The 26,169-nt window shown below is 70.4% G+C and carries 21 protein-coding genes; 10 read left to right on the plus strand and 11 right to left on the minus strand.

What is annotated here, in order from left to right; all coding sequences use genetic code 11:
- Nucleotides 1–168: 168 nt before the first annotated feature.
- Together ACFHWS_RS02765 and ACFHWS_RS02770 are read right to left on the minus strand one after the other, a co-directional pair.
- Nucleotides 169–1,248: a DUF308 domain-containing protein gene (locus ACFHWS_RS02765; protein WP_416567554.1), complete on the minus strand. Its 1,080-nt coding sequence runs from the start codon at nucleotides 1,246–1,248 to the stop codon at nucleotides 169–171.
- Nucleotides 1,249–1,398: 150 nt separating this feature from the next.
- Complete coding sequence (locus ACFHWS_RS02770) at nucleotides 1,399–4,980, minus strand: ATP-binding protein (RefSeq protein ID WP_416567555.1); 3,582 nt, start codon at nucleotides 4,978–4,980, stop codon at nucleotides 1,399–1,401.
- Between the two features lie 218 nt (nucleotides 4,981–5,198).
- Between ACFHWS_RS02770 and ACFHWS_RS02775 the strand changes: the two genes are divergently transcribed.
- On the plus strand, nucleotides 5,199–5,393 hold the full coding sequence (locus ACFHWS_RS02775; RefSeq protein WP_416551578.1) for a hypothetical protein: 195 nt from the start codon (nucleotides 5,199–5,201) through the stop codon (nucleotides 5,391–5,393).
- Between the two features lie 59 nt (nucleotides 5,394–5,452).
- Here the strand turns inward: ACFHWS_RS02775 and ACFHWS_RS02780 are convergent, their stop codons facing one another.
- Nucleotides 5,453–6,145 carry a Crp/Fnr family transcriptional regulator gene (locus ACFHWS_RS02780; RefSeq protein ID WP_123602718.1) on the minus strand — a complete coding sequence of 231 codons (693 nt, stop codon included), beginning with the start codon at nucleotides 6,143–6,145 and terminating at the stop codon, nucleotides 5,453–5,455.
- A gap of 358 nt (nucleotides 6,146–6,503) precedes the next feature.
- Here ACFHWS_RS02780 and ACFHWS_RS02785 point away from each other — a divergent pair, with 358 nt between their 5' ends.
- The 5 genes from ACFHWS_RS02785 (at nucleotide 6,504) to ACFHWS_RS02805 (ending at nucleotide 11,641) form a co-directional block, all read left to right on the plus strand.
- Nucleotides 6,504–7,010: a polyadenylate-specific 3'-exoribonuclease AS gene (locus ACFHWS_RS02785; protein ID WP_416551579.1), complete on the plus strand. Its 507-nt coding sequence runs from the start codon at nucleotides 6,504–6,506 to the stop codon at nucleotides 7,008–7,010.
- A 177-nt stretch (nucleotides 7,011–7,187) separates the two neighbouring features.
- Nucleotides 7,188–8,216: a 6-phosphofructokinase gene (locus ACFHWS_RS02790; RefSeq protein WP_278170326.1), complete on the plus strand. Its 1,029-nt coding sequence runs from the start codon at nucleotides 7,188–7,190 to the stop codon at nucleotides 8,214–8,216.
- 143 nt (nucleotides 8,217–8,359) lie between these two features.
- Entirely contained in the window at nucleotides 8,360–9,178 is an 819-nt protein-coding gene (gene proC / locus ACFHWS_RS02795; protein ID WP_416551581.1) for a pyrroline-5-carboxylate reductase, read from the plus strand.
- Between the two features lie 355 nt (nucleotides 9,179–9,533).
- Nucleotides 9,534–9,884 carry a DUF2203 domain-containing protein gene (locus tag ACFHWS_RS02800; protein ID WP_123602715.1) on the plus strand — a complete coding sequence of 117 codons (351 nt, stop codon included), beginning with the start codon at nucleotides 9,534–9,536 and terminating at the stop codon, nucleotides 9,882–9,884.
- Between the two features lie 158 nt (nucleotides 9,885–10,042).
- Entirely contained in the window at nucleotides 10,043–11,641 is a 1,599-nt protein-coding gene (locus tag ACFHWS_RS02805; RefSeq protein WP_416551583.1) for a glycosyl hydrolase family 18 protein, read from the plus strand.
- A gap of 69 nt (nucleotides 11,642–11,710) precedes the next feature.
- On the opposite strand, the gene ACFHWS_RS02810 is transcribed toward ACFHWS_RS02805, so the two are convergent.
- Both ACFHWS_RS02810 and ACFHWS_RS02815 read right to left on the minus strand, forming a co-directional pair.
- On the minus strand, nucleotides 11,711–12,511 hold the full coding sequence (locus tag ACFHWS_RS02810) for an ABC transporter ATP-binding protein (RefSeq protein WP_416567556.1): 801 nt from the start codon (nucleotides 12,509–12,511) through the stop codon (nucleotides 11,711–11,713).
- Nucleotides 12,504–13,409 carry an ABC transporter permease gene (locus ACFHWS_RS02815; RefSeq protein ID WP_278170320.1) on the minus strand — a complete coding sequence of 302 codons (906 nt, stop codon included), beginning with the start codon at nucleotides 13,407–13,409 and terminating at the stop codon, nucleotides 12,504–12,506. Before ACFHWS_RS02815 ends, ACFHWS_RS02810 begins: the two co-directional genes overlap by 8 nt.
- Nucleotides 13,410–13,674: 265 nt before the next feature.
- Between ACFHWS_RS02815 and ACFHWS_RS02820 the strand changes: the two genes are divergently transcribed.
- Entirely contained in the window at nucleotides 13,675–14,346 is a 672-nt protein-coding gene (locus tag ACFHWS_RS02820) for a TetR/AcrR family transcriptional regulator (RefSeq protein WP_416567557.1), read from the plus strand.
- Here ACFHWS_RS02820 and yicI read toward each other — a convergent pair.
- From yicI to ACFHWS_RS02840, 4 genes are read right to left on the minus strand one after another with little or no spacing between them, the layout of a single operon-like run.
- A complete protein-coding gene (gene yicI / locus ACFHWS_RS02825; protein WP_416567558.1) occupies nucleotides 14,312–16,594 on the minus strand; it encodes an alpha-xylosidase in 2,283 nt (760 codons plus the stop codon). The two genes, ACFHWS_RS02820 and yicI, sit on opposite strands and share 35 nt — an antisense overlap.
- 23 nt (nucleotides 16,595–16,617) lie before the next feature.
- A complete protein-coding gene (locus ACFHWS_RS02830; RefSeq protein ID WP_416567559.1) occupies nucleotides 16,618–17,475 on the minus strand; it encodes a carbohydrate ABC transporter permease in 858 nt (285 codons plus the stop codon).
- A gap of 1 nt (nucleotide 17,476) precedes the next feature.
- Nucleotides 17,477–18,424 (minus strand): carbohydrate ABC transporter permease, encoded by a 948-nt coding sequence (locus ACFHWS_RS02835; protein WP_416551591.1) that lies wholly within the window; start codon nucleotides 18,422–18,424, stop codon nucleotides 17,477–17,479.
- A 59-nt stretch (nucleotides 18,425–18,483) separates the two neighbouring features.
- A complete protein-coding gene (locus ACFHWS_RS02840) occupies nucleotides 18,484–19,797 on the minus strand; it encodes an ABC transporter substrate-binding protein (protein WP_416551592.1) in 1,314 nt (437 codons plus the stop codon).
- A gap of 330 nt (nucleotides 19,798–20,127) precedes the next feature.
- Between ACFHWS_RS02840 and ACFHWS_RS02845 the strand changes: the two genes are divergently transcribed.
- Genes ACFHWS_RS02845 through ACFHWS_RS02855 form a run of 3 tightly spaced genes read left to right on the plus strand, consistent with a single transcriptional unit; the run spans nucleotide 20,128 to nucleotide 23,191 of the window.
- Entirely contained in the window at nucleotides 20,128–20,721 is a 594-nt protein-coding gene (locus ACFHWS_RS02845; protein WP_416551594.1) for a hypothetical protein, read from the plus strand.
- A 9-nt stretch (nucleotides 20,722–20,730) separates the two neighbouring features.
- A complete protein-coding gene (locus ACFHWS_RS02850; RefSeq protein WP_416551596.1) occupies nucleotides 20,731–22,137 on the plus strand; it encodes a class II 3-deoxy-7-phosphoheptulonate synthase in 1,407 nt (468 codons plus the stop codon).
- A 31-nt stretch (nucleotides 22,138–22,168) separates the two neighbouring features.
- Nucleotides 22,169–23,191 (plus strand): threonine aldolase family protein, encoded by a 1,023-nt coding sequence (locus tag ACFHWS_RS02855; protein WP_416567570.1) that lies wholly within the window; start codon nucleotides 22,169–22,171, stop codon nucleotides 23,189–23,191.
- Here the strand turns inward: ACFHWS_RS02855 and ACFHWS_RS02860 are convergent.
- Together ACFHWS_RS02860 and pknB are read right to left on the minus strand one after the other, a co-directional pair.
- Nucleotides 23,188–24,078 carry a deoxyribonuclease IV gene (locus tag ACFHWS_RS02860; RefSeq protein WP_416551598.1) on the minus strand — a complete coding sequence of 297 codons (891 nt, stop codon included), beginning with the start codon at nucleotides 24,076–24,078 and terminating at the stop codon, nucleotides 23,188–23,190. The genes ACFHWS_RS02855 and ACFHWS_RS02860 overlap by 4 nt on opposite strands.
- Nucleotide 24,079: 1 nt before the next feature.
- Nucleotides 24,080–26,161 carry a Stk1 family PASTA domain-containing Ser/Thr kinase gene (pknB, locus tag ACFHWS_RS02865; protein WP_416551599.1) on the minus strand — a complete coding sequence of 694 codons (2,082 nt, stop codon included), beginning with the start codon at nucleotides 26,159–26,161 and terminating at the stop codon, nucleotides 24,080–24,082.
- Between the last annotated feature and the right edge of the window lie 8 nt (nucleotides 26,162–26,169).

Genomic DNA, 26,169 nt, shown 5'->3' on the forward strand with positions numbered 1-26,169 from the left:
GAGGGGACCTCGTTTCGCTGCGGCGGTTGCCGCGCATGGCGAGTGATCACGAACTCGTGGGGGGGGATCGGCTACGAGAATTATTCCTACTGAGAACAAGTTACGCGAGTGTTACAGAGTGACCACAGGCGTCAATGGATCCGGATTTTCGCCATCCGTTGGTCAGTTTCAGACGACCGCGCCGTCGTCCAGATCGTCATCCTCGTCGTGATCCGGCCGCAGCCGCCAGATCAGCGTGACAAAGCCACCGACCACGCCAGCGAAACCGAGCAGGATAGCCAGTCCACGATCCACCGGAAGCACCGTCGGGAAGACGAAGAGGATGAAGCCGGCGATGATCGCCAGTACCCCGAGGACCGCAGCCGACGACAACCGGGGCAGCGGAGGCGGCAGGGGAGGCGTGTAGCCCTCCTCCGGCTCGTCGGGTAACCGGGCACCGAAGGTGTCCAGCCCATCCAGTAGGGACGGCTCGTCGTCCCGCCGTCCGACGGAGATGTTGGTGTAGCCGACCGCCCACGGCAACGGGTCCGGCGTGCCGGTGGCCGTGATCTCCGGCTCGGCGCGGCCGTGAGCATCGTCGCCGGCCCGGCTGTCGCTGTCCCGGCTGTCGCCGGCCCGATCCGCCGGGCCTCGCTCGGTGGCGTCCCGGCCGATGGCGTCCCGGCCGTCGCCCTCGCCTGCCGTCCCGTCCCGGCGTGGACCGTCGGCGAGCGGATCCCGACCGGTCGACCGGCCCTCCACCGGCAGGTTCTCAACCGGCGGCAGGTTCTCGGCGGCCGGCCAGGGCGCGGCGGTGGGGTCCGCCGGAGCCGGAGCGTGATAGTTGGCGATGATGCCGGCCCAGACGGCGTCGACATCGGCGTCCCGACCGGCCGGCTGCCCCGCGCCCGCCGGAACAACCGGGTCCGACGCCGGCGACGTGGTCTGTCCGAACCCGGCCACTGGGGAACCGGAGCGGCTGCCCGGTGCGCCCGGGCCGTCCTCGGCCAACTGCGCCAGGTAGCCCCGGGCGGTGTCCAGGTGTGCCCGGTCGACGAAGAGCCGGTCCACCGGCCGGGCCGGCACGGTGGTCGTGCGGGTGACCGGATTGACGTCCGACGACGGCTGCAGGTAGGCCGCGATCCCACCGGCGGCGAGCACGTCGAGCAGGTGCTCACCGACCCGTGGGTCGACGTCGCCGGCCACGGCGTACTCGGATGCGTCGAGGCCGTTGTCCCGCCGCCCCCGACGCGCGCCACCCGCAGACACCGAATCAACTCCTCACCGGCCGCCGTCGGGCCCTGTCCGCCGGCGGACCCCCGGCCGGGGGCGTGCCGTGCCCTTGAATCGTGACACGCCGGTAGGCGGTTGTGGGAGTGCGTTGTGCGGTGCCGTGCCCGTGAACCTCGCCGCCTGCGGTCACGACGCCAGGGTCGGAGACCAGCGGTAGCCGCCCGCGTCCTGATCGTCGAGGTGCAGCAACCCGGGTGCCTTGTTGCGCAGCGCGAAGCTGCGCACCTCGGCCAGCGCCGGCGCGTCGGCATCGCGGTCGCCGACACGCCGCCACGCCGCCACGGCCAACGCCAACGCGATCATCCGGTCGGTGGTCGCGTCGATGTCGGCGAAACCGGCCGCTGCGGCAGCGTACAGCTCACCTGCCGCGCGGTTTTCGCCGTCGGCCGCCGCCACCGCTGCGGTCACCGTCCGCAGCGCGGCCTCGGCCCACGGGGTGCGATGCTGCACCCGGTCGAGCATCGCCCGGACCTGCCCTGCCGCGCCACGCCCGGCGATCGCGGCGGCGAACGCGGCGGCCGCGATCCATTCGCCGCTGGCCAGCGCGGGGACCTTCGACCAGGACTGGTCCAGCTCGTCGAGCAGCGCTGCGGCCTCCACACCCCGCCCCTGTAGCGCCCGGCACAGTGCGCCCAAGCCGAGGCTGTTCCAGTACGGCCGACGGAAGCCGCTGTCCCGGGCCGCGTGTACCGCGTCGGCGACGTCGTCGACCCCGCTCTGATCGGCCGTGGGTACCGGATCGCCGCGCAGTACCCGCAGACACGCCCGTAGGCCCCGTACCTGGATGTCCCACCGGCCGCTGGGCGTTGCGACGAAGGAGTCGGCGGCGGCGAGGAAGGCGGCGAAGTCCCCGGCGAAGTAGGCACGCATGGCTTCGCCGGAGTATCCGGTGCTCAGCCCGGAGCCGGAGGCGGCACCGGACATCAGCTCCTGGGCGCCGGACCAGTCGCCCTCTTCGCACAACGCGTACGACAGGTTCTGCAGCGCCCGGGGCAGCGCGAGCAGTTGGTGCTCGCGACACATCGCGGTGGCCGCCCGCAGCTCGTCGAGCCCGGCCCGGTCCCCGGACTGGTACCGGGCCATGGCAACGGTGATCCGGGCGTTGGCCAGTGTCTCGGTCAGCCTCAACCGGTCGGCGATCTCGGCCGCCGCGCCGGCCGCCGCGACCGCCGGATCCCGTTCCAGGTTGAGCATGTGCAGCCGGCCCAGTTCGGCGTACGCGTCGGCCTTCTGATCGGTGTCCGGCAGCGCGTCGAACAGTTCCACCGCCCGGTCGAGGCAGCGCAGCGCCTCGTCCCGGTCGGTCCGCAGCCAGGCAGCCCGCCCGAGCAGGGTCCAGGCCCGGGCCGCGCACCCCTGATCGTTGACGTCGGCCAGCTGGTCGGCGAGCGTCCTCAGCCGGTCGGCGCCCCCGTCGGCGAGGAAGCCCGGGCCGTCGCGCAGAAACGCGAGCTCGGCACCGAGCAGTTCGAGCTGCAACCGCTCACCCAGCCCGTCGGTGCCGGCGGCGGTCACCAGGCGCAGCGCGCGTTCCACGTGCCCGCTCGCCACGTCCAGCGCGTGCAGGGCGTACGCCCTGCGGGCCGCACGGTGCAGGGCATCCCGGGCGGCCCCAGCGTACCCGTGGGTCTCCAGACCCAGCGTGTCCGCGATCTCGTGCGCCGCCCACCGGTGGTGGGCCAGCACCTCGGCCAGGTCGGTGTCCCGGTCGCCAGCGAGGGTGTCCAACCAGTCGGCGGTCCGGGCGTGCCGGGCAACCCGTTCGTTACGGGGCAACCGCTGGTAGCAGACGTCGCGGACCAGCACGTGGCGGAACCGGAACTCGGGTTGCTGCGCCATCGTCGAACCCGGCTGTTCGTGGACGAAGTCGCGCTGCTCCAACCGGCGCAGCGCCCGGTCGACCAGCTCCACCGGCTGGCCGAGGGCGGCGGCGACCGCGCCGGGCCAGAACTGCACCCCGACCACGGCTGCGGCGAGCAGCACCGCCCGGTCGGTGGCGTCCAGCAGATCCATCCGGTTGGCGATCACCCCGTGCACACTGTCCGGGATCGGCAGCCGATCGCTGCGGGTCAACGCCCAACCACGGCCGCTGCGCCGCAACGCCCCCTGCTCCATCAGCATTCGCACGTACTCGTGGGCGTAGAGCGGGTTGCCGTCGGCCACCTCGATCAACGGGCCGAGCAGATCGGCCGAGAACGGCGCCGCACCGAACATGTGCGCGTACAGTGCGGCCACCCCGGTGTCGCGCAGCGGCGGCAGGGTGACGGTCAGCGCGCCCGGGGTGGTGCCCGCCCAGGCCGGCTCACGGCTGGTCAGCTCGGGTCGGGCGGTGCACAGCAGCAGCAGTGGCACCTGCCAGGCGGAGGCGCCGAGCAGCTCGACGAAGCGCAGCATCGCCTCGTCGGCCCAGTGCAGGTCCTCGAAGACCAGCACGGTCGGCTGCCGGGCGGCCAGGGCGAGCAGGAAGCGCCGCCATGCCGACTCGGTCTCCTCGGCCGGCAGGTTGCGGTGCGGCAGCCCGACCAGTGGGCGCAGCGCGTCGACCAGCCGGTTCGCCTCCGGTCCGACCAGGGCCTGGACCCCGGTGGCCAACTTCTGCTCGGCGACGGTGGCCAGGTCGGTGTCGAGGATGCCGGCCTCGGCCTTGACGATGTCGGCGAGCGCGGCGAACGTGACGTTCTCCCCGAACGGCGGGCACCGCCCGATCCGCCAGGTGACCGGCTGGTCAACCAGCCGTTCGGTGTGCCGAAGCAGTTCCCGGACCAGCCGGCTCTTGCCGATGCCGGCCTGGCCGAGCACGGTGAGCACCTGGGGCCGCTGGTCGCGGATCGACCGGTACAGCGCGTTGACCAGCAGCCCCAGTTCGTGTTCGCGGTCGATCAGCGGGGTCGCGTCGGTCTGCCGGTCAGCCGGCACGGGACGCAACGGGGCCAGCGCCAGCCACACCTCGGTCGGCGACGACCGTCCGCGCAGCGTCACCGCCGGCTGCGGGTCGTAGCGGATCGCCTCCTTGGTCAGCCCGTGCGTGACACCGCACACCAGCAACCCGTCGGCCGGTGCCACCGACTGCATCCGGGACGCGGTGTTGACCACGTCGCCGGCCAGGAACGCCTGGCCACCGTCGCGGGCCGCGCCGGTGTCGACCAGCGCCTCGCCGGTGGCCACGCCGATACGGAACCGGAGTCCCTCGCCGGCGGAAGCGGTGAACTCGGTCAGGGCGCGGCGCAGGTCGAGCCCGGCCCGGACGCAGCGCAGGGCGTCGTTCTCGGTGGCCACCGGCGCACCGAACAGCGCCATCACCGCGTCGCCGATGTACTTCTCCACCACCCCGCCGTACTGGCCGACGACCCGGCGCGCGATGGAGAAGAAGTTCGTCTGCATCCGCCGGACCTGCTCGGGATCGACCCGTTCCACGTACGGCGTGAAGTTGATCAGGTCGATGAACAGGACGCTGACCCGACGTCGGTCCTCCTGACTCGGCTCGGTCGGCCGTCGGCCACCCTGCGGCTGGCCGCAGGAGGTGCAGAAGCTCGCGTCGGCCGCCAGCGGGCGGTCGCAGTGCGCGCAGACAGGGATGAGCGCCGTACCGCAGCCGCCGCAGTAGCGGTCGTCGTCGGCTGCGGTCCGGCCACACTTTTCGCACGGGGCAGCGATGCCAGCCTCCTCGCGGGAACGTCGAGTCGGGAGCCTACTGTCGCATCTGGCCACCTGCCCTGGCCAGCGGCTATGCCCGGCCGGGCGTGGCGGTGCCGGACCCGATCTGCCGGGGGGGCCGGATTCGCAGGTCACGGCGGGTGCGTCAGCCCGAGTATCGCCCGTGCGGTCAACTGTCCATAACCGGGCTGTTGGCTAATGGACAGTCCATCTACTGGTGGTACCGGGATACATTCATCTGGCCAGATCAGACCGAGCAGGGGAGTCCTGACATGGTGTACGTCAAGTTGGAGAAGGACTGGACGGACTTGTCCGGGGTCAGCCACGGCGCGGGGGAGATGATCGATCTCGACGCCGGCACGCTGGCGAAGTTGCAGGAGGAGGGGGTCGTGGCCGAGGAGTGGATCGGCCCGACCGGGGAGAAGGTCGGCACCAACTGGATCGGCCCGACCAGCACCCAGCCCTGACGGCGGTAGACGTCAGGCCCGGCGGTACGCGCGCCACGCGTGTACCGCCGGTATCGACCTCATCGGTCGGCCATTCCGGCCCGGCGGCGTAGCGCGGCCACGTCGGTCACCACGATCCGCCGACCTTCGGTACGCAGCCAACCCCGGTTGCTGAACGATCCGATCGCCTGGTTGACGCTCTGCCGGGAGCCACCGGCCATCTCCGCCAGCTGGCTCTGGTTCAGCTCGATGGTGATCATCGGGGCCTGGCTCTCCCCGGCCAGCCGGACCAGCGTCTTGGCCACCCGACCGGGTAGATCGAGGAAGACGTGATCGGCGTTCTGCTCGGTGAGCCGGCGGATCAGCGCACCGAGTGAGCGCATCACCGCGTCGAGAATGCGCGGGTTGGAGTGCACCAGATCCATGAACGCGCCCCGGGACAACGCCAGCGCGGTGCAGTCCTCGATGGCCTCGGCGGACGCCGACCGGGTCGACGCGTCCAGCAGCGACACCTCGCCCAGCACGTCGGGCGGGCGGACGACGGACAACACCGCGCGTTCGCCGGTCGGCGCGGTGCGGAAGACCGCGACGGCGCCCCTTTTGAGCACGATGAGCGACTCGCCCGGGTCGTTCTCGACGAAGAGCAACTGACCCCTGCGGTAGGTGCGGGGCACGGCGGCAGCGATGACCCGTTGCCGGACCTCGGGTTCGAGCCCGGCGAACATGTCCACGCCGGTGAGCGCGTCACCCGGCTCCGGCAGGCGCATCTCCACGGTCCAACCCCTCCCCACCAAGGGCACCATCCCACCGGGGGCACCATCGTGCCCGTCCGGGGTGCATCACCCGACCCAGGCGAACATGAAATAGATACCGTTCGGAGAACGGTGTCAACATCAGATCATGGCTGCCGTGTCGCGTGGTGTACACCCCCACAATCATTTCTGTGACAGTCCTGTGCCCGACAAACCGGCAGGCTAGCGGCCAGATCCACCGGCGGGTGGGGGCCGACACGGGGGCCCGGCGGATCCGGCCGTGGGGATGCGGTACCGGTCGGAGCGAGCCGGGCGACGGCGACGCTCCGGCCGGCACCCCGATGGGGGTCTATCTCCGGTATCGGCGAGGATGGCGGTAATGATCTACCGCTACTTCTACGACTGCGAGTTCATCGAGGACGGGCGCCTCGTCGACCTGGTTTCGATCGGTGTCGTCGACGAGCACGGCCGGGAGTTCTACGCGGTCTCCACGGAGTTCGACGGTGCCCGGGCTGTGCCGTGGGTGCGTCGCCACGTGCTCGACAAGCTGCCGTCACCGGCCGATCCGGCCTGGCGGCCCCGGGCGCGGATCCGCGACGAGCTGTACGCATTCCTGGTCGCGCCGCTGCGCGACGGTTCGGCTGCCGAGTTGGAGCTGTGGGCCTGGTACGCCGCGTACGACCATGTGGCGCTGGCCCAGTTGTGGGGGGCCATGCCGGCCCTGCCCCGGGAGATTCCCCGGTTCACCAAGGACCTGCGGCAGCGGTGGGACGACGCCGGTCGGCCGGATCTGCCGGCGTCGGCCGCTGACCGGCACGACGCGCTCGTCGACGCACGCCACAACCTTGCCCGATGGCAGGTGATCAGCCGGGCCTACCGGCGGTGACCGGGCCAGCGACGGTCCGGTGATCCTCGGGGTCTGCTCGCCCGGTCGCCGGTCGGGCCGATAAAGTGCGCACTGACGGCCCGCCCCGGGCCGGCAACGATGCCGACGGTCTGACCGGACTTCGTTCCTGGGGCTCGAGTGGGTCTACCGCACAGTTTCCTGGAGGATGAGCGGATCATGCGTATCGGCGTGCTCACCGGCGGCGGCGACTGCCCCGGCCTGAACGCAGTGATCAGGGCGGTGGTGCGCAAGGGCGTCGCCAGCTACGGTCACGAGTTCATCGGATTCCGCGACGGCTGGCGCGGACCGCTGGAGGGGCTGAGCCGGCCTCTCGGTATCGACGAGGTACGGGGCATCCTGCCCCGCGGCGGCACCATCCTCGGTTCGTCCCGGACCAACCCGTTCAAAATCGACGGCGGGGTCGAGCGGATCAAGGAGAACCTGGCGTCCCAGGGCGTGGACGCCCTGGTCGCGATCGGCGGCGAGGACACTCTCGGTGTCGCCACCAAGCTGCACGAACTCGGCGTGCAGGTGGTCGGCGTGCCGAAGACGATCGACAACGACCTCGGTGCCACCGACTACACCTTCGGCTTCGACACCGCGGTCAACATCGCGATGGAGGCCATCGACCGGCTGCACACCACTGCCGAGAGCCACCACCGCACCCTGGTGGTCGAGGTGATGGGCCGGCACGCCGGCTGGATCGCGCTGCACGCCGGACTCGCCGGTGGGGCGAACGTGATCCTGCTGCCGGAGCGCGAGTTCGACGTCGAGCAGGTCGCCACCTACGTCGAGAAGCGGTTCCAGAAGCAGTACGCCCCGATCGTGGTGGTCGCCGAGGGGGCCCACCCGATGGAGGGCCAGATGGTTCTGCAGAACAAGGAACTCGACTCCTTCGGCCACGTCCGGCTCGGCGGCATCGGCCAGTGGCTCGCCGAGCAGCTGGAGGCCAAGACGGGCAAGGAGGCCCGGACCGTCGTGCTGGGTCACATCCAGCGTGGCGGCACCCCCACCGCCTTCGACCGGGTGCTCGCCACCCGGCTCGGCCTGCACGCCATCGACGCCGCCAACGACGGCGACTGGGGCAAGATGGTCGGTATCCGGGGCACCGACATCGTCCGGGTGCCGCTGGCCGAGGCGACCCGGGAGCTCAAGACCGTCCCGCTGGAGCGCTACACCGAGGCCGAGGTCTTCTTCGGCAGCTGACCACCGGGTCCGGGCCGGGATGAGCGGCTCCCGCCAGGGCGCTGCTCCGCCCGGTCCGTCACGGTCCGGTCCGTCGCGTTTCGGTCCTGGTCGGTCACCGGTCCTGGTCGGTTTGGTTCGGTTCGAGAGAGGATGACGCACGGATGCCTCCCGGCGCGCACAAGGTAGCCGTGATCGGCGCCGGCAAGATCGGCGAGCTGGTCCTCTCCGGCCTGTTGCGGGCCGGCTGGCCGGCCGATCAACTGCTGGCGACGACTCGGCGGCGGGAGCGGGCCGAGGACATCGCGGTGCGCTACGGCGTGTCGGTGGTGGACAACCACACTGCGGTGGCCGAGGCGGAGGTGCTGGCCGTGGCGGTCAAGCCGCAGGACGCCGCCACCCTGCTGGACCAGATCGGCCCCAAGGTGCCGGCGGACAAGCTGGTCGTCTCGCTCTGCGCGGGACTGCCGACCGAGTTCTTCGCCCGCCGCCTACCGGACGGCACCCCGGTGGTACGGGTGATGACCAACACCCCGGCGCTGGTGGATCAGGCGATGACCGCCATCTCCGCCGGCCGGCATGCCACCGTCGAGCATCTTGCCCTCGCCGAGGAGATGTTCCAGCCGCTCGGTGTCACGATCCGGGTGCCGGAGACCCAGCAGGACGCGGTCACCGCGTTGTCCGGCTCCGGCCCGGCCTACTTCTACCTACTGGTCGAGGCGATGATCGACGCCGGAATCCTGCTCGGGCTGCCCCGCCAGGTGGCGCACGACCTGATCGTGCAGACGGCGATCGGTTCGGCGGTGATGCTGCGGGACTCCGGCGAGCATCCGGTCAAGCTGCGTGAGGCCGTCACCTCGCCGGCCGGCACCACCATCTCGGCCATCCGTGAGCTGGAGAACCACGGGGTTCGGGCGGCGCTGCTCGCCGCCCTGGAAGCGGCCCGCGACCGCGCCCGGGAGCTGGCCGCGCAGCAGGGCTGAGGTATTCATTCACGCTCAGCCTCTTCCGCTGAACGTGTCGGCGTGGCTACCGTTTGCGACATAGGTGGTCGTAGGTAGCTCGACGGGAACGAGGTCCGCCGGCGCTGGGCGACCGCCGTACCGGCGTCGTATCGTGACTTCCCCTGCGGCGACGTCGACAGCCGGCCCTGGCTGCCCCCCTGCGGCCGGCTACCGGGCGCGTTCCGCCGACGCGCCCAGTGCCGCCGCCGGCGCACGGCGACCGGCGGCGGCCCGGGGCAGCCGTCCGGGTCAGCGGCCTCGCGTGACGGTCGGCCGCAGTCCTCCCGGCGACCGGTCGACCCACGACGGGTGGTGATGGACCATACTGGCGAACGTGTTCACCCTCGCCCAGGCCCGCCACCTGATGGCAACCCTCCGTCCACGGATCGACGAGTTGGTCCTACTCCGCGCGGACCTGGCTGAGTTGCGGGCTGATCTGGCCGCCGGATCGGACAGCCCGCACGGCGGTCTGGCCGAGGTGAAAGGGCTGGAAGCGCGGATCTACGGGATTCTTGACGAGCTGAACGAGCAGGAGATCCAGGTCAAGGGCGTCGCCCCGGTGCTACTCGACTTCCCGGGCGAGCTGGACGACCGTCCGGTCCTGTGGTGCTGGCTGGAAGGCGACGGCGAGATCCGCTGGTACCACCGCCTGGAGTGTGGGTTCTCCGGCCGCCGCCGGATCTGAGCCCGGGTTCGTCCGAGCGGTTCCCCGGTGCTGCCGGACGACGCCTGGCCGGGGTCGCGTAGCCATCGAGATATCGACATCTTGACGAACTGGTTGATGTGTGAGTAGCGTCTCATGCACTTTAAGGAAAGTTTCCTAAGCAAATGGGGGGACGCCTGATGAGAAGATCACTGCGCCGCGCCGTCTTGGCCGGGGCGCTGGCCGTGGTGACGGCTGCGGCGGCGGTGCCGGTCACTGCGGCGTTCGGCGCCGGCACCATCTCCGCCAGCTTCGCCGCCAGCTCTGACTGGGGTACCGGGCACGAGGTCCGGGTGACGGGCGCCAACGGCTCCGACGCCACCGTCGGCACTTGGCGGATCGAGTTCGACCTGCCGGCCGGCACCACCATCAGCAGCTTCTGGGACGCCGACGTGACGCGTAGCGGTAACCGGTACACCGCGGTGAAGAAGAGCTGGGCCGGTGGCCTCGCGCCGGGAGCCTCGTTCAGCTGGGGCTACATCGGCACCGGCGCATTCCGGGCACCGCAGAACTGCACCATCAACGGGGTCTCCTGTGCCGGTGGCCCGGCCCCGACCACCGCGCCGCCCCCGACGACGGCGCCGCCCACCACGCCACCGCCGACGACTCCGCCACCGCCGCCCGGTGGGCAGAAGGTGGTCGGCTACTTCACCCAGTGGGGGGTCTACGCCCGCGATTACCACGTGCGCAACATCCACACGAGCGGGTCGGCATCGAAGATGACCCACATCATGTACGCCTTCGGCAACACCGCCGGTGGGCGCTGTGCCATCGGGGACAGCTACGCCGATTACGAGAAGGCGTACACCGCCGCGGACAGCGTCGACGGGGTCGCCGACACCTGGGACCAGCCGTTGCGGGGCAACTTCAATCAGCTGCGCAAGCTCAAGGCGATGTACCCGCACCTGAAGGTAGTTTGGTCGTTTGGCGGCTGGACCTGGTCCGGCGGTTTCACCCAGGCCGCGCAGAACCCGGCCGCGTTCGCCGAGTCCTGCTACAACCTGGTCGAGGACCCACGCTGGGCGGACGTGTTCGACGGTATCGACATCGACTGGGAGTACCCCAACGCCTGTGGCCTGACCTGCGACTCCAGCGGTCCTGCGGCGTTCCGGAACCTGATCTCGGCACTGCGTGACCGGTTCGGGTCGAGCGCGCTGGTGACCGCAGCGATCACCGCGGACGGCGGCAACGGCGGCAAGATCGACGCGGCCGACTACGCCGGAGCGGTCGGCGACCTGAACTGGATCATGCCGATGACGTACGACTATTTCGGCGCCTTCAACGCGCAGGGACCGACCGCCCCACACTCGCCACTGACCTCGTACCCGGGAATCCCGCAGCAGGGCTTCTGGTCGGACGCGGCGATCCAGAAGCTGAAGAGCAAGGGCATCCCGGCGAACAAGCTGCTGCTCGGCATCGGCTTCTACGGTCGGGGCTGGACCGGCGTCAGCCAGAGCGCTCCGGGTGGTACCGCCACCGGTCCGGCACCGGGCACGTACGAGCAGGGCATCGAGGACTACAAGGTGCTGAAGAACACCTGCCCGGCGACCGGCACCGTCGGCGGCACCGCGTACGCCAAGTGCGGCAACAACTGGTGGAGCTACGACACCCCGGCGACCATCGGCGGCAAGATGAACTACGCCAGGGGCCAGGGCCTCGGCGGGGCGTTCTTCTGGGAGTTGTCCGGCGACACTGGCAACGGCGAACTGGTCACCGCGATCCGCAACGGTCTCGGCTGAAGCTGAAACCACCACCCGCACGGGTGTCCAGGGGCTGCGGGTACGCCGCACCCGGACACCCGGCTCGGGTCACCTGCGGTTGGCGTACTCCTGGTAGGCCTTGACTACCTCGGTGCTCGGCCCGTCCATCCGGATCACGCCGGACTCCAGCCAGATACTGCGCTCACAGGTGTCCAGAATCGACTTGTTACTGTGGCTGACCAGGAAGACGGTTCCGGCCTCGGCCCGCAGCTCACGGACCCGTTCCTCGCTGCGCCGCTGGAACGCGGCGTCGCCGGTGGCCAGCGCCTCGTCGATCATCAGCACATCGTGGCTCTTCGCCGCGGCGATCGAGAACCGCAGTCGGGCCGCCATACCCGAGGAGTAGGTCCGCATCGGCAGCGACGCGAAATCGTCCCGTTCGTTGATGCCGGAGAACTGGACGATCCCGTCGTACTTCGCCCGCACCTCCGCCGGGCTCATTCCCATCGCCAGGCAACCGAGCACGACGTTACGCTCGCCGGTCAGGTCGTTCATCAGGGCGGCGTTCACCCCGAGCAGGGACGGCTGACCCTGGGTGTAGACCTTGCCCCGGCGCGGTGGCAGCAGGCCGGCCACCGCCCGCAGCAGGGTGGACTTGCCGGAGCCGTTGCTGCCGATCAACCCGATCGCCTCGCCACGGTGCGCCACGAAGCTGACGCCGCGAATGGCGTGCACCTCGCGTACCGTCGGGGCCTGCTTGCGGGTCGCGATCCGCCGCAGCGCCGAGACCGGGCTGTTGCGCCCGCCGCCGCCGGTGTTGATCCGGTAGACGACGTGCAGGTCGTCGACGATCACGGTGGGCACCCGGGTGTCGGCCCCGGAAGCCGGTGCGTCCAGCAGGTCAGCCACGGCCGTACTCCTCCTCGGCACGCCAGAAGTAGATGAAGCCCACCACACCCATCAGCACGGCCCAACCGCCGGCCGCCGGCCACAGGTACCCGGGCGGGCTGCCCATCGAGTCCATCAACGCGTAGCGGACCAGGTCGATGTAGACCGCCATCGGGTTGAACTGCAGCACGGTGACCACCCAGCCGGGCAGGTCGCCGGTAAACCGGTCGATGCTGTAGAACACGCCGGATGAGTACAGCCAGGTCCGCATCACGAACGGCAGCAGTTGGGAGAGGTCACTGGTGCGCGCCGCCCAGCGGGCCACCATCATGGCCAGCCCGCCGCTGAACAGCGTCTGCAGCAGCAGCGCCGGGATCAGCAGCAGCCAGCTGAAGTCGATCCCCTCACCGGTGGCCAGCATGATGACCGCCAGCACGGTCATCGACGGGGCGAGTTGCTGCAACTGCACCAGCACCGAGGTCAAGGGCAGGCTGGCCCGGGGGAAGTGCACCGCCCGGATCAGATTCATGTTGTCGCCGATCGACCGGGCCGAGGTGGTCACCGCCTGCTGGGTGAAGGTGAAGATGAAGATCCCGGTGCAGAGGTACGCGATGTAGTTGTCGATGCCGCGGTCGGTGCCCAGCAGCAGTCCGAAGACCAGGAAGTACACCCCGGCGTTGGCCAGCGGGGTGATCACCTGCCAGATCTGGCCCAGCCGGGCGTTGGTGTACATGGCGATCAGCCGGGCGTTGGAGTACGCCCAGATGAAGTGCCGCCGCGACCACAACTGCTTGACGTAGGCACCCAGCGACGGGCGGGCACCGCTCACCGCCAGGCCGTGTTGTCGGGCCAGCTCGGCGAGGGTGGGCCCGCTGTCCGGTTCCAGCGTCACGGTCGTGCCACTGGTTGGCTGCCGCATCCGATCTGTCCTTCCATCAGCCAACGCTGCCGCTCGTGCACACCCGCGCCCCTCTCCGACGGGTACCTCTCGTCCCGGACGCCGCGACGACGGTGCCGCGCGACCCGCTGGCACGGGTGGTGCCGGACCGGTGAAGCCGGTTCATGCCCGGCTCCTCACCTTTCATGTCCGATGGCACGGAACGATACCGTCGCGTCCTGACGGAAACGGTAGGGGAGGCAACGACGATACGCAACCGTATCGTCGTGCGGTTACACTGGCTCGAATGCAGGGCGACGGAAAGCGACCGCCGGCGGGCGCGGCGGTACTGCGGGAGGATGTGACGCAGGCGATCCGGGCTGCCGCGTTGCAGGAACTGGCCGCAGTCGGCTATGGCAGGATGTCGATCGAAGCAGTGGCCCGTCGGGCCGGGGTCGGCAAAACCGCTGTCTACCGGCGGTGGGGTTCGAAACTGGAGATGGTCATCGGGATCGTCTCCGAGGTCGCCCTCGGGGTGACCGCCGTGCCGGACACCGGTAGCTTGCGCGGTGACCTCGAGCTGGTGCTGACCATCGCGGCCCGGGCGTTGCGTCATCCGTTGGCCGGGCAGATCGTGCCGGACCTGCTCGCCGAGGCGGCCCGCAACCCGGCGATCGCCCAGACCCTGCAGGCAGCCCTGCGGGACAACCAGCGGGGGATCGGCAGCCTGGTGACGAACCGGGCGGTGCGGCGGGGCGAACTGCCCGCCGACACCGATCCCGACTTCGTCGTCGACCTGATGGTCGGCCCGCTCTACTGGCGGCTCGCGGTGGCCCGTACCCCGCTGCCACGCGGCTACGTCGCCCGGCTGGCCGCCTCGGTCGCCGCCGCCCTCACCGCCGGGGCGGCAGCCGACCCGGCGGGCGGCCGGGCGGCCAACCCGGCTACCGGTCGGTCAGCTCCCCCTGCCACCGGCTGATGTCGGCGGCCACCTCCCAGACCTCGCCGTGGCCGACCAGCTGCACCCGCCACGGCAGGGCCGACCCAGCGACCCGGTCAGCAGTGACCGTCGTGCCGTGCCGGGCGACCACGAACCTGGCGGCCTCGGACCCGTCGAGCGCCGGCACCGAAACCTGCACCTGCTGCCCGTCGGCGAGCTGGTACACCGCCAGGGTCACCCCGTCGGCGTACGAGTAGTCCGGTCGGTCCGCGTTCGCCCCGAGCGGCAGCACCGTGCCGGGGCGGACCAGCACCGGCACCTGGTCGAACCCGACCGTCCGGCGCACCCAGCCCGGGCCGGTGATCTCCTCCCCGGTCTGCAGGTGGGTCCAGGTGCCGGCCGGAAGGTAGAGGTCGACCTGCCCGTCGGCCCGGAACACCGGCGCCACCAGCAGGCTGTCCCCGAGCAGGTACTGCCGCTCCAGGTGGGTCACCGCCGGGTCGTCCGGGAAGTCGGCGACCAGCGGACGCATCACCGGGATCCCGTCGGAGTGGGCCAGTACCGCCTGCCCGAACAGGTACGGCATCAGCCGCGCCTTGAGCCGGGTGAAGATCCGCAGCACGTCGACCGCCTCTTCGTCGAACGTCCACGGCACCCGGTAGGTCTGGCTGCCGTGTAACCGGCTGTGTGAGGAGAGCAGCCCGAACGGGATCCAGCGCTTGAACACCTCCGGTGCCGGCCGGCCCTCGAAACCGCCGATGTCGTGGCTCCAGAAGCCGAACCCGGACATCGCCAGCGACAAGCCGCCGCGCAGGCTCTCCGCCATCGACTCGAAGGTGGATTCGCAGTCACCGCCCCAGTGCACCGGGAACTGCTGCCCGCCAGCGGTCGCCGACCGGGCGAACAGCACCGCCTCGCCCTCGCCGCGGTGCTCCCGGAGCAGGTCGAACACCGTCTGGTTGTACAGGTGCGTGTAGTAGTTGTGCATCCGTTCCGGGTCGGCGCCGTCGTGCCAGATGACGTCGGTCGGGATCCGCTCCCCGAAATCGGTCTTGAACGCGTCGACGCCCATGTCCAGCAACGCCCGCAACTTGTCGGCGTACCAGCGTCGGGCGTCCGGGTTGGTGAAGTCGACCAGACCCATCCCGGCCTGCCAGAGGTCACACTGCCAGACGTCGCCGTCGGCGGTCCGAACCAGGTAGCCCCGCGCCGCCCCCTCGGCGAACAGCGCCGACCGCTGCGCGATGTACGGGTTGATCCACACGCAGACCTTCAGGTCCCGCTTGCGTAGCCGCTCCAACATCAGCTCGGGTTCGGGAAAAACCCGCGGATCCCATTCGAAGTTCGACCAGTGGAACTCGCGCATCCAGAAACAGTCGAAGTGGAACACCGACAGCGGCAGCTCCAGCTCCGCCATGGTGTCGATGAACGAGCTGACCGTCTGCTCGTCGTAGGAGGTGGTGAACGAGGTGCTCAGCCACAGCCCGAACGACCAGGCCGGCGGCAGGGCCGGACGGCCGGTCAGGGCGGTGTACTTGCGCAGGATCTCGTGCGGCGTCGGGCCGTAGATGACCAGGTACTCCAGGCTTTGCCCGGCGACGCTGAACGACACCCGGGAGACCACCTCGGAGCCGACCTCGAACGAGACCAGCCCGGGATGGTTGACGAACACCCCGTACCCGCCGGTGGTGAGATAGAACGGGACGTTCTTGTACGCCTGCTCGCTGCTGGTGCCGCCGTCCTCCTGCCAGATGTCGACCACCTGGCCGTTGCGGACCAGCGGGCCGAACCGCTCGCCGAGTCCGTACACCGTCTCGCCGACGCCGAGGCTGAGCTGTTCCCGCATGTACGACCCGTCGTCGGTGTCCAGCGCGGCCATGCTCTTGTAGCCGCTGCCGGTGAGCACTCGGTCGGCGGCCACGAACTCCAGCCGCCAGCCGTCGCCCCGGGCGAACCGGGCGGTCAGCCCACCCGAGGTGATGCAGGCGTGCTCGGCGCCGTCGGTTACCTGGACGTCGGTGTCCGGCTCGGTGGCCAGGGCGAAGTCCGGATGCCGGGGCCGCCGGCCGAGGAAGTGCCCCACCTGGACGGATATCACGTCTGGGGCGGGGGAGGTGCAGCGTACGGTGAGCAGCGGCTGGTTGAGGGTGTCGCCGCGACCGGTGATCCGCCGGGTCGGGGCGTACACGGTCAACGCCGCCGGCTCGACCTCGACGTCGTGCACCTGCGCGGGATAGAGCGGCTGTACGCCGTCACGCATCCGCCAGTATCCGTTGCTGAATTTCATCGAACCCTCTCTTGCGTCAGGTCCTACTTGACCGCGCCGGCCAGCACACCCCGGGTCAGGGTGCGCTGGAAGATGAGGAAGAACAGCACCGCCGGCACGATGCCGAGCAGCGCCGACGCGCTGGTGGTGGTGGCGTCCATCATCCGGTCCCCCTGCAGAACACCGAGCGCGACCGGCACCGTCTGCTTGTCGTTGGAGATCAGGAAGATCAGCGGCAGGAAGAACTCGTTCCAGGTCCAGATGAAGAAGAACGTGAACAGCACCGACAGGGTCGGCCAGCTGGTCGGCACCACGACTCTCCAGAGCACCCGCCACTTGCCTGCCCCATCCATCGCGGCAGCCTCCAACAACTGTCGCGGGAAGTCCCGGAACACCGAGGAGAGCAGGTAGGTGCCGAACGCCGCCTGGATCGCGGTGAAGATGATGATGACGGCGATCCGGCTGTTGTAGAGTCCGACCTGTTTGGACAAATAGTAGAGCGGGTAGACCAGCGCCTCCTGCGGCAGCAGGTTGGCCAGTAGGAAGAACATCAGGAACGCGATCCGACCCCGCATCCGACCGATGCCGATCGCGTACGCGTTGAGCACCGAGATCAGTACCGCGAGTACGGCGACCGTGGCGCTGATCAGGAAGCTGTTCCACAGTTTTTCGCCGAAGTCGACCCGGAACCAGAAGTCGACGATGCCGCGCAGGTAGAGCTCGCCGGGTAGCGAGAGCGGACCGTTGGCGGCGTACTCGGCCGGTGCCTTGACCGCGTTGAGTGCTACGACCAGGAACGGTGCCAGCACCAGCAGGGTGAGCACGGTCAGGCCGATCAGGACGGTCGAGGCGGTCAGCCGGCCGGGCCGGCCGCGCTGGGCGGGTGGGGTGGTGGCGACCATCTCAGCTCCCTTCCAGGCGCTCGTCGCGGGTCTGGATCCGCAGGAACAGGTAGGTCAGCACGACGATGATGGCGGTCAGGACGGTGGCGATCGCCGAGCCGTACCCGGCATCGGCCTTCTCGAAGAAGTTCTGGTAGGCGAAGTACGACGGCACCAGGGTGGCGTTGCCTGGGCCGCCCCGGGTCAGCACGAAGATCTGCCCGAAGATCTTCAGCGCGGCGATGGTCGTGGTGACCAGCACGACGTAGATCTCCGGCTTGATCTGATGCACCGCGATCCGGGTGAACCGCTGGAACCAGCCGGCGCCGTCGAGGTCGGCCGCCTCGTAGAGTTCCGGATCGACCCGTTGCAGACCGGCCATGAACATCACGACCGGGTAGCCGAGCTGGAACCAGACCATCACCGCCATGACGCTGAGCAGGGCGTACGCCGGGTCACCGAGCCAGTTCTGGGCGAGGGCACCCAGACCGACACGGTCAAGGATCGAGTTCAGCGCACCGTAGCTGGGGTGCAGGATCCAGCCCCAGACGATGCCGGTCACCGCGACCGGCAGCACCTGCGGCAGGTACAGCCCGGAGCGGAACACGCTCGCCGTCCGCGGGCCGATCCGCTTGGCCACGTAGTCGAACAGGACCGCGGCGAGAAACAGGCCGAGCAGCGTCGGCAGCACCGCCATCGCGAGGATGATGAAGCCGATGTTGCGGAACGAGATCCAGAAGTTGGTGTCGTGCAGCAACCGGTCGTAGTTGTCGAACCCGATCCACTCCGGCGTCCCGACGCCAGACCACCGGGTGAAGCTGATCCCGATGTTCATCAGCAGTGGCACGACGATCACGGCGAGGAACAGCACGACCCCGGGGAGCAGGAAGGCTACGTATCCGTAGTCCGCTTTCCGGGCGTCCGCGCCGGCGCGGGTACGGGGGTGGGGGCGGGTGAGCAACTTAGCCATGGAACCTCCCGGAGCGGACCGTGCGCCGGGGACCGGCGTCCCCGGCGCACGGTCGTCGCTCACTCGCCGATGCTGGCCAGGTTGTCGTTGTACGGCTTGGCGATCTCGTCGAGCACCTCGTCCGGCGACTTGCTGCCGTTGATCAGCTGCTGGACCCCGGCGACCAGCACGTCGTAGTAGCCCGGTGCCGGCCAGTCCGGGTAAAAGGCCAGCCCGTCGGAGTCGTTGAGCGTGTTGAAGTTCTCGATCAGCTCCTTGGCCTTCGGGTTGGTGATCGCGGCTGGGTCCGCGGCCAGCGGCACCCCGCCGGAGTCGCCGAGCAGGTTCTGGATGTCCGGCTGCATGGTGATGTCGATGAAGTCGTAGGCGAGGTCCTTGTTCTTGGCGTTGCTCGGCACCACCCAGATGTTTCCGCCGGAGCCGGGGTGCAGGTCGCTGCCGGGGAAGAGGAAGGTGCCCCACTCGAAGTCGGTGATCTCGTCGCTCATCCGGCCGTACCACCAACTGCCGGAGATCATGATCGGGAAGCTGCCCTGGGTGAAGGCGACGCCCATGTCCTCGGCCTTGATGCCGGCGGAGTCGGCGCCGATGTAGCCCTTGTCGACCCACTCGGCGAACGTGTTGGCCGCGTAGTTGAACTCCGGACCGTGGAAGTCGACCGGGTTGGCATAGAGCTGGAAGTCGTCGACGAAGGACCGGTCGGCCTGGGTCAACGCCAACTCGTAGAGGATCTGCTGGGCGGGGTACTCGGCGCCGCCGACCGAGATCGGGGTGACGCCGTTGTCGACGAAGGTGTCCAGTACGCCTTCGAACTCGGCGAAGGTGGTGGGCACCGGCAGGTCGTACTCGGCGAACATGTCCTTGTTGTAGTAGACCATCACGAATTCGCCGTAGTTGGGGATGCCGTACCAGGTGTCGCCACCCATCACCCCGTTGCCGTCGTACCGGCAGGTGGTGGCGACGCTCGGCGAGATCATCTCGTCCCAGCCGCGTTCGGCTACCACGTCGCTGAGGTCGGTGAGCAGCCCTTGCTTTGACAGCAGACCGGCGGTCGCGTTGCCCTTGTTGTACTCCAGGATGTCCGGTCCCTGGTCGGAGTTGAGGATCATGCCGGCGTTCTGCCGGATCTGCTCGAAGCCCTTCTCCTCGTAGACCACGGTGACGCCGGGATGGCTGGCCTCGAACTGCTTGATGGCTTCGGCCCAGGCGATGCCCATGGCGCTGTTGGCGCCTTCGTAGTGCCACAGGCGCAGGGTGCTGCCGTCGCCGCTGTCGTCGGTATCGGCACCGCAGGCCGACAGGGTCAGGGCGGTGGCGGTGAGTACGGCGGCTATCAGGGTGCGGGTGTTTGTTCGCTGTCGACGGAACATCATTTCCAGCCTCCTCGCGGGTGTGCCGCAGGGGCGGCGCGGTGCAGGCGCCGCCACGGGGACAGGGGTCGGGTGAAGGTCACGGACCGCGGTGAGGCTGCCCGCTGGCGGCGGGGTCTCGAACGCGGCTGATCGGTGGAGGGAGCCGACTTCGGTTGTCGAAACGCTTCGACGAAGCGATTCGACAAGGAAGCTACGACTGTGTCGACGGCATGTCAATCCCTCGACAGATCAGTTACTGCCAGCCCGGTCGTAGACTCAGCGCCTGGTGATGGCGGCCTGCGGCGATAGCGGGCCAGGGGCGACGGCGGCCAGCGGTACGGGAGGAACGGGATGCGGACCAGCGCGCTACGGATGCGGACCCGGGCGGTACCGGGCCGCAGCGTGGCCGTCGGCGTCGTGGCCCTGCTGACGATGACGGCCACCGGCTGCACCGGCGACCCGGAGCCGCAACCGGAGCCGACCGGGACGGACGTGCCCGTTGGTGCCGAAGAGTCCCGGCGGCTCGTGCAGGACTACCTCGACGCGATGGTCGCCAAGGACCTCGACAAAGGGCGCGCCCAGCTCTGCGCCGCGACGCAGGAGATCTTTGACGCGAGCGCCACCGGCCCCAACGGCGACTTCGCCGAGTCGTTGCTGGTGGAGCGGGCGGAGATCGTGGCTTCCCAGCCGGTCCCGGTCGGCCACGAGGTCACCACCACTGTCGCCGCTGCCGTCGGATCCACCACGCTCCGGGTCAGTCTCGTGTTCACGGTGACGCCGGCCGGCAGCGGCGACGGCGGCTGGTGCATCCACGACGAGACCGCGACGCCAGACCAGCCCGGCGACACCGGTCCGGGTGACGTTGACGTCGACGTCGATGCCGCTCCGGCAGGTGCGCCGGGTACCGCCCCGGCCGGCGGGTCCGCCGCCGCGCCGCCGGACTAGGCTTTGGCCATGGGCCAAGAATGGCATCAGCTGAGCTATCCGTCGGTCGGGCACCCGAGCCTGCAGACCAGCCGTCCCGCCGCCGACTCGGCCGAGGACGAGGCGTTCGGGCTGGACCGGTGGCGCGGCCTGCCCCGGGCGCAGACGCCGCCCTGGCCGGATCCGGCCGTCGTCGACGAGGTGTGCCAGGTGCTGGGCAACGTCCCGTCGGTGGTCGCCCCGTACGAGGTCGACCAGTTGCGGGAGCGGCTGGCGCTGGTCTGTGACGGCAAGGCCTTCCTGCTGCAGGGCGGCGACTGCGCCGAGACCTTCACCGACAACACCGAGAGCCATCTGCTGGCCAACGCCCGCACCATCCTGCAGATGGCGGTGGTGCTGACGTACGGCGCGTCGCTGCCGGTGGTCAAGGTGGCCCGGGTCGCCGGTCAGTACACCAAGCCCCGCTCGTCGCCGACCGACGCGCTCGGGTTGCCCGCCTACCGCGGCGACATGATCAACTCGCTGGACACCACGGCGCAGGCCCGGGTCGCCGACCCGCAGCGGATGATCCGGGCGTACGCCAACTCCGCCGCCGCGATGAACATGCTCCGCGCCTACCTCGCCGGTGGGCTGGCTGACCTGCACGCGGTGCACGACTGGAACAAGGGGTTCGTCAAGCGGTCCCCGGCCGGCGAACGCTACGAGGCGATCGCCCGGGAGATCGACCGGGCGCTGGCGTTCATTCAGGCCTGCGGAATGACCGACGACGAGGCGTTGCGGACCGTCACCCTCTACTGCTCACACGAGGCGCTCGCGCTGGAGTACGACCGGGCGCTGACCCGGATCTCCGGTGACCGCCCCTACGGACTGTCCGGGCACTTCCTGTGGGTCGGCGAGCGGACCCGGCAGATCGACGGTGCGCACATCGACTTCATTTCCCGCATCGCCAATCCGATCGGGGTCAAGCTCGGCCCGGGCACCAGTCCCGAGCAGGCCATCGAGCTGTGCGAGAAGCTCAACCCCGACAACATTCCCGGCCGGCTCACGCTGATCAGCCGGATGGGCAACCACAAGGTCCGCGACGCGTTGCCGCCGATCGTCGAGAAGGTCACCGCCGCCGGCGCCCGGGTGGTGTGGCAGTGCGACCCGATGCACGGCAACACCCACGAGTCGTCCAACGGCTACAAGACCCGCCACTTCGACCGCATCGTCGACGAGGTGCTCGGCTACTTCGAGGTGCACCGGGGCCTACAGACCCACCCTGGCGGTCTGCACGTCGAGCTGACCGGCGAGGACGTCACCGAGTGCCTCGGCGGCGCCCAGGCGATCGAGGACATCCACCTGCCGGACCGGTACGAGACCGCCTGCGACCCACGGCTCAACACCCAGCAGTCCCTGGAGCTGGCCTTCCTGGTCGCGGAGATGCTCCGTGGCTGAGCCGGCGCCGGCCGGCAGCGCCGTCCGGCCGGTGGTCGATCTGCGGTCGGACACCGTCACCCGACCGACGCCGGGGATGCGGGCGGCGATGGCCGCGGCCGAGGTCGGCGACGACGTGTACGGCGAGGACCCGACGGTCAACGCGCTGGAATCCGAGGTCGCCGCGCTGTTCGGCCACGAGGCGGCGCTGTTCGCTCCGACCGGTTCGATGGCCAACCAGGTCGCCCTGCAGACCCTGGTGCCGCCCGGCGGCGAGTTGCTCTGCGACGCCGACGCACACGTGGTCACCTACGAGGTCGGGGCCGCGGCGGCGTACGGTGGGATCTCCTCACGGACCTGGCCGGCCGCCGGCGGTGACCCGGACCCGGACCTGATCGCGGCGATGATCCGGCCGGCCGGGTACGGCGCGGTGCCGACCCGGGCGGTCGCCGTCGAGCAGACCCACAACCGCTCCGGCGGGCAGATCATCGGGCTGGACGTGCTGCGTGGGCTGCGGGCGGTCACCGCCGACGCCGGGGTGGCGCTGCACTGCGACGGTGCCCGGATCTGGCACGCGCACATCGCCGACAGTGTGCCGTTGGCCGACTACGGCGCGATGTTCGACACCCTGTCGGTGTGCCTGTCCAAAGGGCTCGGCGCGCCGGTCGGCTCGGTGCTGGTCGGCAGCGCCGAGCGGATCGCGGCCGCCCGCGTCCTGCGTAAACGGATGGGCGGCGGGATGCGCCAGGCCGGAGTGCTCGCCGCCGCCGGGCGGTACGCCCTGGCGCACCATGTGGACCGGCTCGCCGACGACCATGTGCGGGCGGCCCGGCTGGCGCAGGCGTTGGAGCCGTACGGTGTGGTGCGCTCGGACCAGGTGCGCAGCAACATCGTCGGTCTCGACCTGACCAAGACCCCGCTGACCGCCCCGGCGCTGGCCGAGGCGGCCCGGGCCGACGGGGTGCTGGTGTCGGTGGTCGGGCCGACCGCCGCCCGGCTGGTCACCCACCTGGACGTCGACGACGCGGCGGTGGACCGGGCGGGCGAGGTGCTCGGCGCCATTCTGCGCCGCTAGCGCACAGTCGCCGCCTCGGCCAGGCGACGCAGCGTGGCGATGTCGGCGGCATGCCCGACGTGCTTCTCGCTCGGCGTCTCCACCAGCACCGGCACGCCGGCGGTGGCTGAATGCCGCATCAACTCGGCGAACGCCGCCTCGCCGATCATGCCCGCGCCGATCGTCTCGTGCCGGTCCCGGGTGGATCCGCAACCGTCGCGGGAGTCGTTGGCGTGCACCAGCCGCAGCCGGTCCGCCCCGACGGCGTTGACCAGCGCGTTGATCGTCGCCGTCATGCCACCCGGGCTGGCCACGTCGTGCCCGGCGGCCCACGCGTGGCAGGTGTCGAAGCAGACTCCCATCCGGGGATGCCAGTCCACTGCGGCGAGGTACGGCCGCAGATGCTCCACCCGCGACGCCAGCGACCGTCCGCCGCCGGCGCTCGGCTCCACCAGCAGCATCGGCCCGTTGGCGGCGTCGGCGGCGTCCAGCAACGGCAGCAGCGCTTCGCGTACCTGACGCATCGCGGTGTCGGCGTAGCCGTCGTCGACGGAGCTGCCGGCGTGGAAGACGACCGCCTCAGCGCCGATCGCCCGGCCCCGGCGCAGCGCGTGCGCCAGGGTCGCGGCGGAGCGTTCCACCGTGGCGGCGGTCGGCGAGCCGAGGTTCACCAGCAGCGAGGCGTGGATGTACGCGCGCAGCCCACGCTCGGCGCAGCCGTCGCGGAACGCCACGTCCTGCGCCGGGTCGCCGTCGGGCATCGCCCAGCCGCGCGAGTTGCCGACGTACACCTGCACCACCTCGGAGCCGGCCGCGGCGGCGTACGGCAGCGCGGCTCGGGCCAATCCGCCCGAGGTGGGCGTGTGCGAGCCGACCGGCCGGTGCCCGGCGGAACCGTCAACCGGCATCTCAGAGACAGCCGATCACGATCTCGGTTCCCGGCGGCACCTCGGACCCGTCGTTGGGGCTCTGGTAGCGGACCGTGCCGTTGGGGTTGAAGTCGACCCGGACCGGGAAGCCCAGGCCCTGCAGCTCGGCCAGCGCCTCCTGACAGGGCCGGTCGATCATCCTCGGCACGACGACCGCTGGCGGGCCCTCGCTCACCCTGAGCTTGATCTCCGTACCCTCTTCCACCCCGGCGCCGTCCGCCGGCTCCTGACCGATGACCTGGTCCTTTGGCTTGTCCGACTCCTCGGAGGCGACTAGCGGCTCGAGCTTGAGCTCCGCCAGCATCCGGCGTGCCTCGTCGACGTTGAGCCCCACCACGTTGGGCACGGTGATCGGGGCCCGGCCCTTGCTGACCGTCACCTTCACCACATCGCCGGCCTGCACCTCGGTGCCGACCGGCGGGTCGACGGCGGCCACCACACCGGCGGGCAGGTTGTCGTCGTACCGGTCAGCCGCCTGCTCCAACACCAGCTGAGCCTTCTCCAGGTCGACCCGGGCCAGGTCGAGCGTCTTGCCGACCACGTCCGGCACCTCGTAGCGCTCCGGGCCGAGGGAGAAGGTCAGGGTGATCTCGCCGCCGCGGACGATCCGGCCGTTGCTGGGCGGATCCTGGGCCAGCACCAGATCCCGGGCGACGTTCTCGTCGTGCCGGGGGTCGGCGATGCTGATCGTGAGGCCGCGCTGCGCGGCCAGCGCCTGCGCCTGCGCCTGGTCGAGGCCGACCATGCTGGGCGCGACGGTGTACCGGCCGGCCCCGAGCCACCAGCCGCCGACCCCGAGTAGCAGCAGGAACACCAGCGCCCCGGCGATCGCCGCCAGCCGGGCCCGGGGGTTCTCCACCAGCCGGTCCCGCAACCCGCCCAGGCCTGCGCCGCCGGGCTGCTCGGTGCTCTTCGTCCGGCTCCGCTTGGTGCTGCGCCGCCGGCCGGGAGCCGGGTCGGCCCCGCCGCTGGCCATCACCGGTGGCCCACCGGCGGCGGCGGAGCGGACCACGGTGCTGGAGGCGGCCCGGCGGCGCGGTGCCGACCGGTCCCGTCGGTCCTTCGGCTCCGGCAGTCGGGCCCAGGACGGGCGCTCGGCCTCCGGTACCGGCGAGACCGCCATCGTGGGCTGCGCCAGTTGGCGCAGCACCGCCGTATTGGCGCTCGCGTTGCCGAGATCGTCGCGGACCACCTGGACGTCGGACAGCAGCGCTCCGGCGTCGGTGGGGCGTTCACCCGGATCCCGGCGGGTGGCCCGGACGACCAGGTCGTCGACCATCGCCGGGACACCCGGCACCGACTGCGACGGCGGTGGCACGTCCTGGTCGACGTGCTGCCAGGCGACCTCCGCCGGGCGGTCGCCGTCGTAGGGCACCCGACCGGTGAGCATCTCGAACAGCACGATGCCCGCCGAGTAGACGTCGGTACGCGGATCGGCCCGGCCCTGGGTGACGAGCTCCGGTGCCACGTACTCCACGGTGGCCATCAGTTGACCGCCGCCGGCCTCGGCGCTGGCCTGCACTGCCTGGGCCAGGCCGAAATCGGCGACCTTCACGACGCTGTCGATCAGGTTCCCGGCGCCGCCGGTCGGCGCCTCGGCGACCAGCACGTTCTCGGGTTTGACGTCACGGTGCACCAGGCCGGCCCGGTGGGCGGCACCGATCGCTGCCAGCATCTGCTCCAGGATCGCCAGCGCCTCGCCCGGGTTGAGCCGCCGTCGCTCGGCCAGCACGTCGCGCAGCGTCCGGCCCCGGACGTACTCCATCACCAGGTACGGCAGCCCGAGGTGGGTGCCCTGGTCGTAGACGGCGACCACGTTGGGGTGGGTCAGCCGGGCGATGGTCTTGGCCTCGTCGGTGAACCGGTCGAGGAACCCGGCATCGCGGCCCTGCACGTCGTTGAGCTGGGTCGGATGGATGATCTTCAGCGCGACGGTGCGCTCGAGCCGTTCGTCGGTCGCCGTGTACACGGTCGCCATGCCACCCTGCGCCACCCGGGCACGGATCCGGTACCGCCCGTCGATCAACGAGCCCAGCAGCGAGTCGGCGACCTGTGTGTCCATCGGCAGGC

Source organism: Micromonospora sp. LOL_013, from assembly GCF_048060315.1.
Lineage (GTDB): Bacteria > Actinomycetota > Actinomycetes > Mycobacteriales > Micromonosporaceae > Micromonospora_E.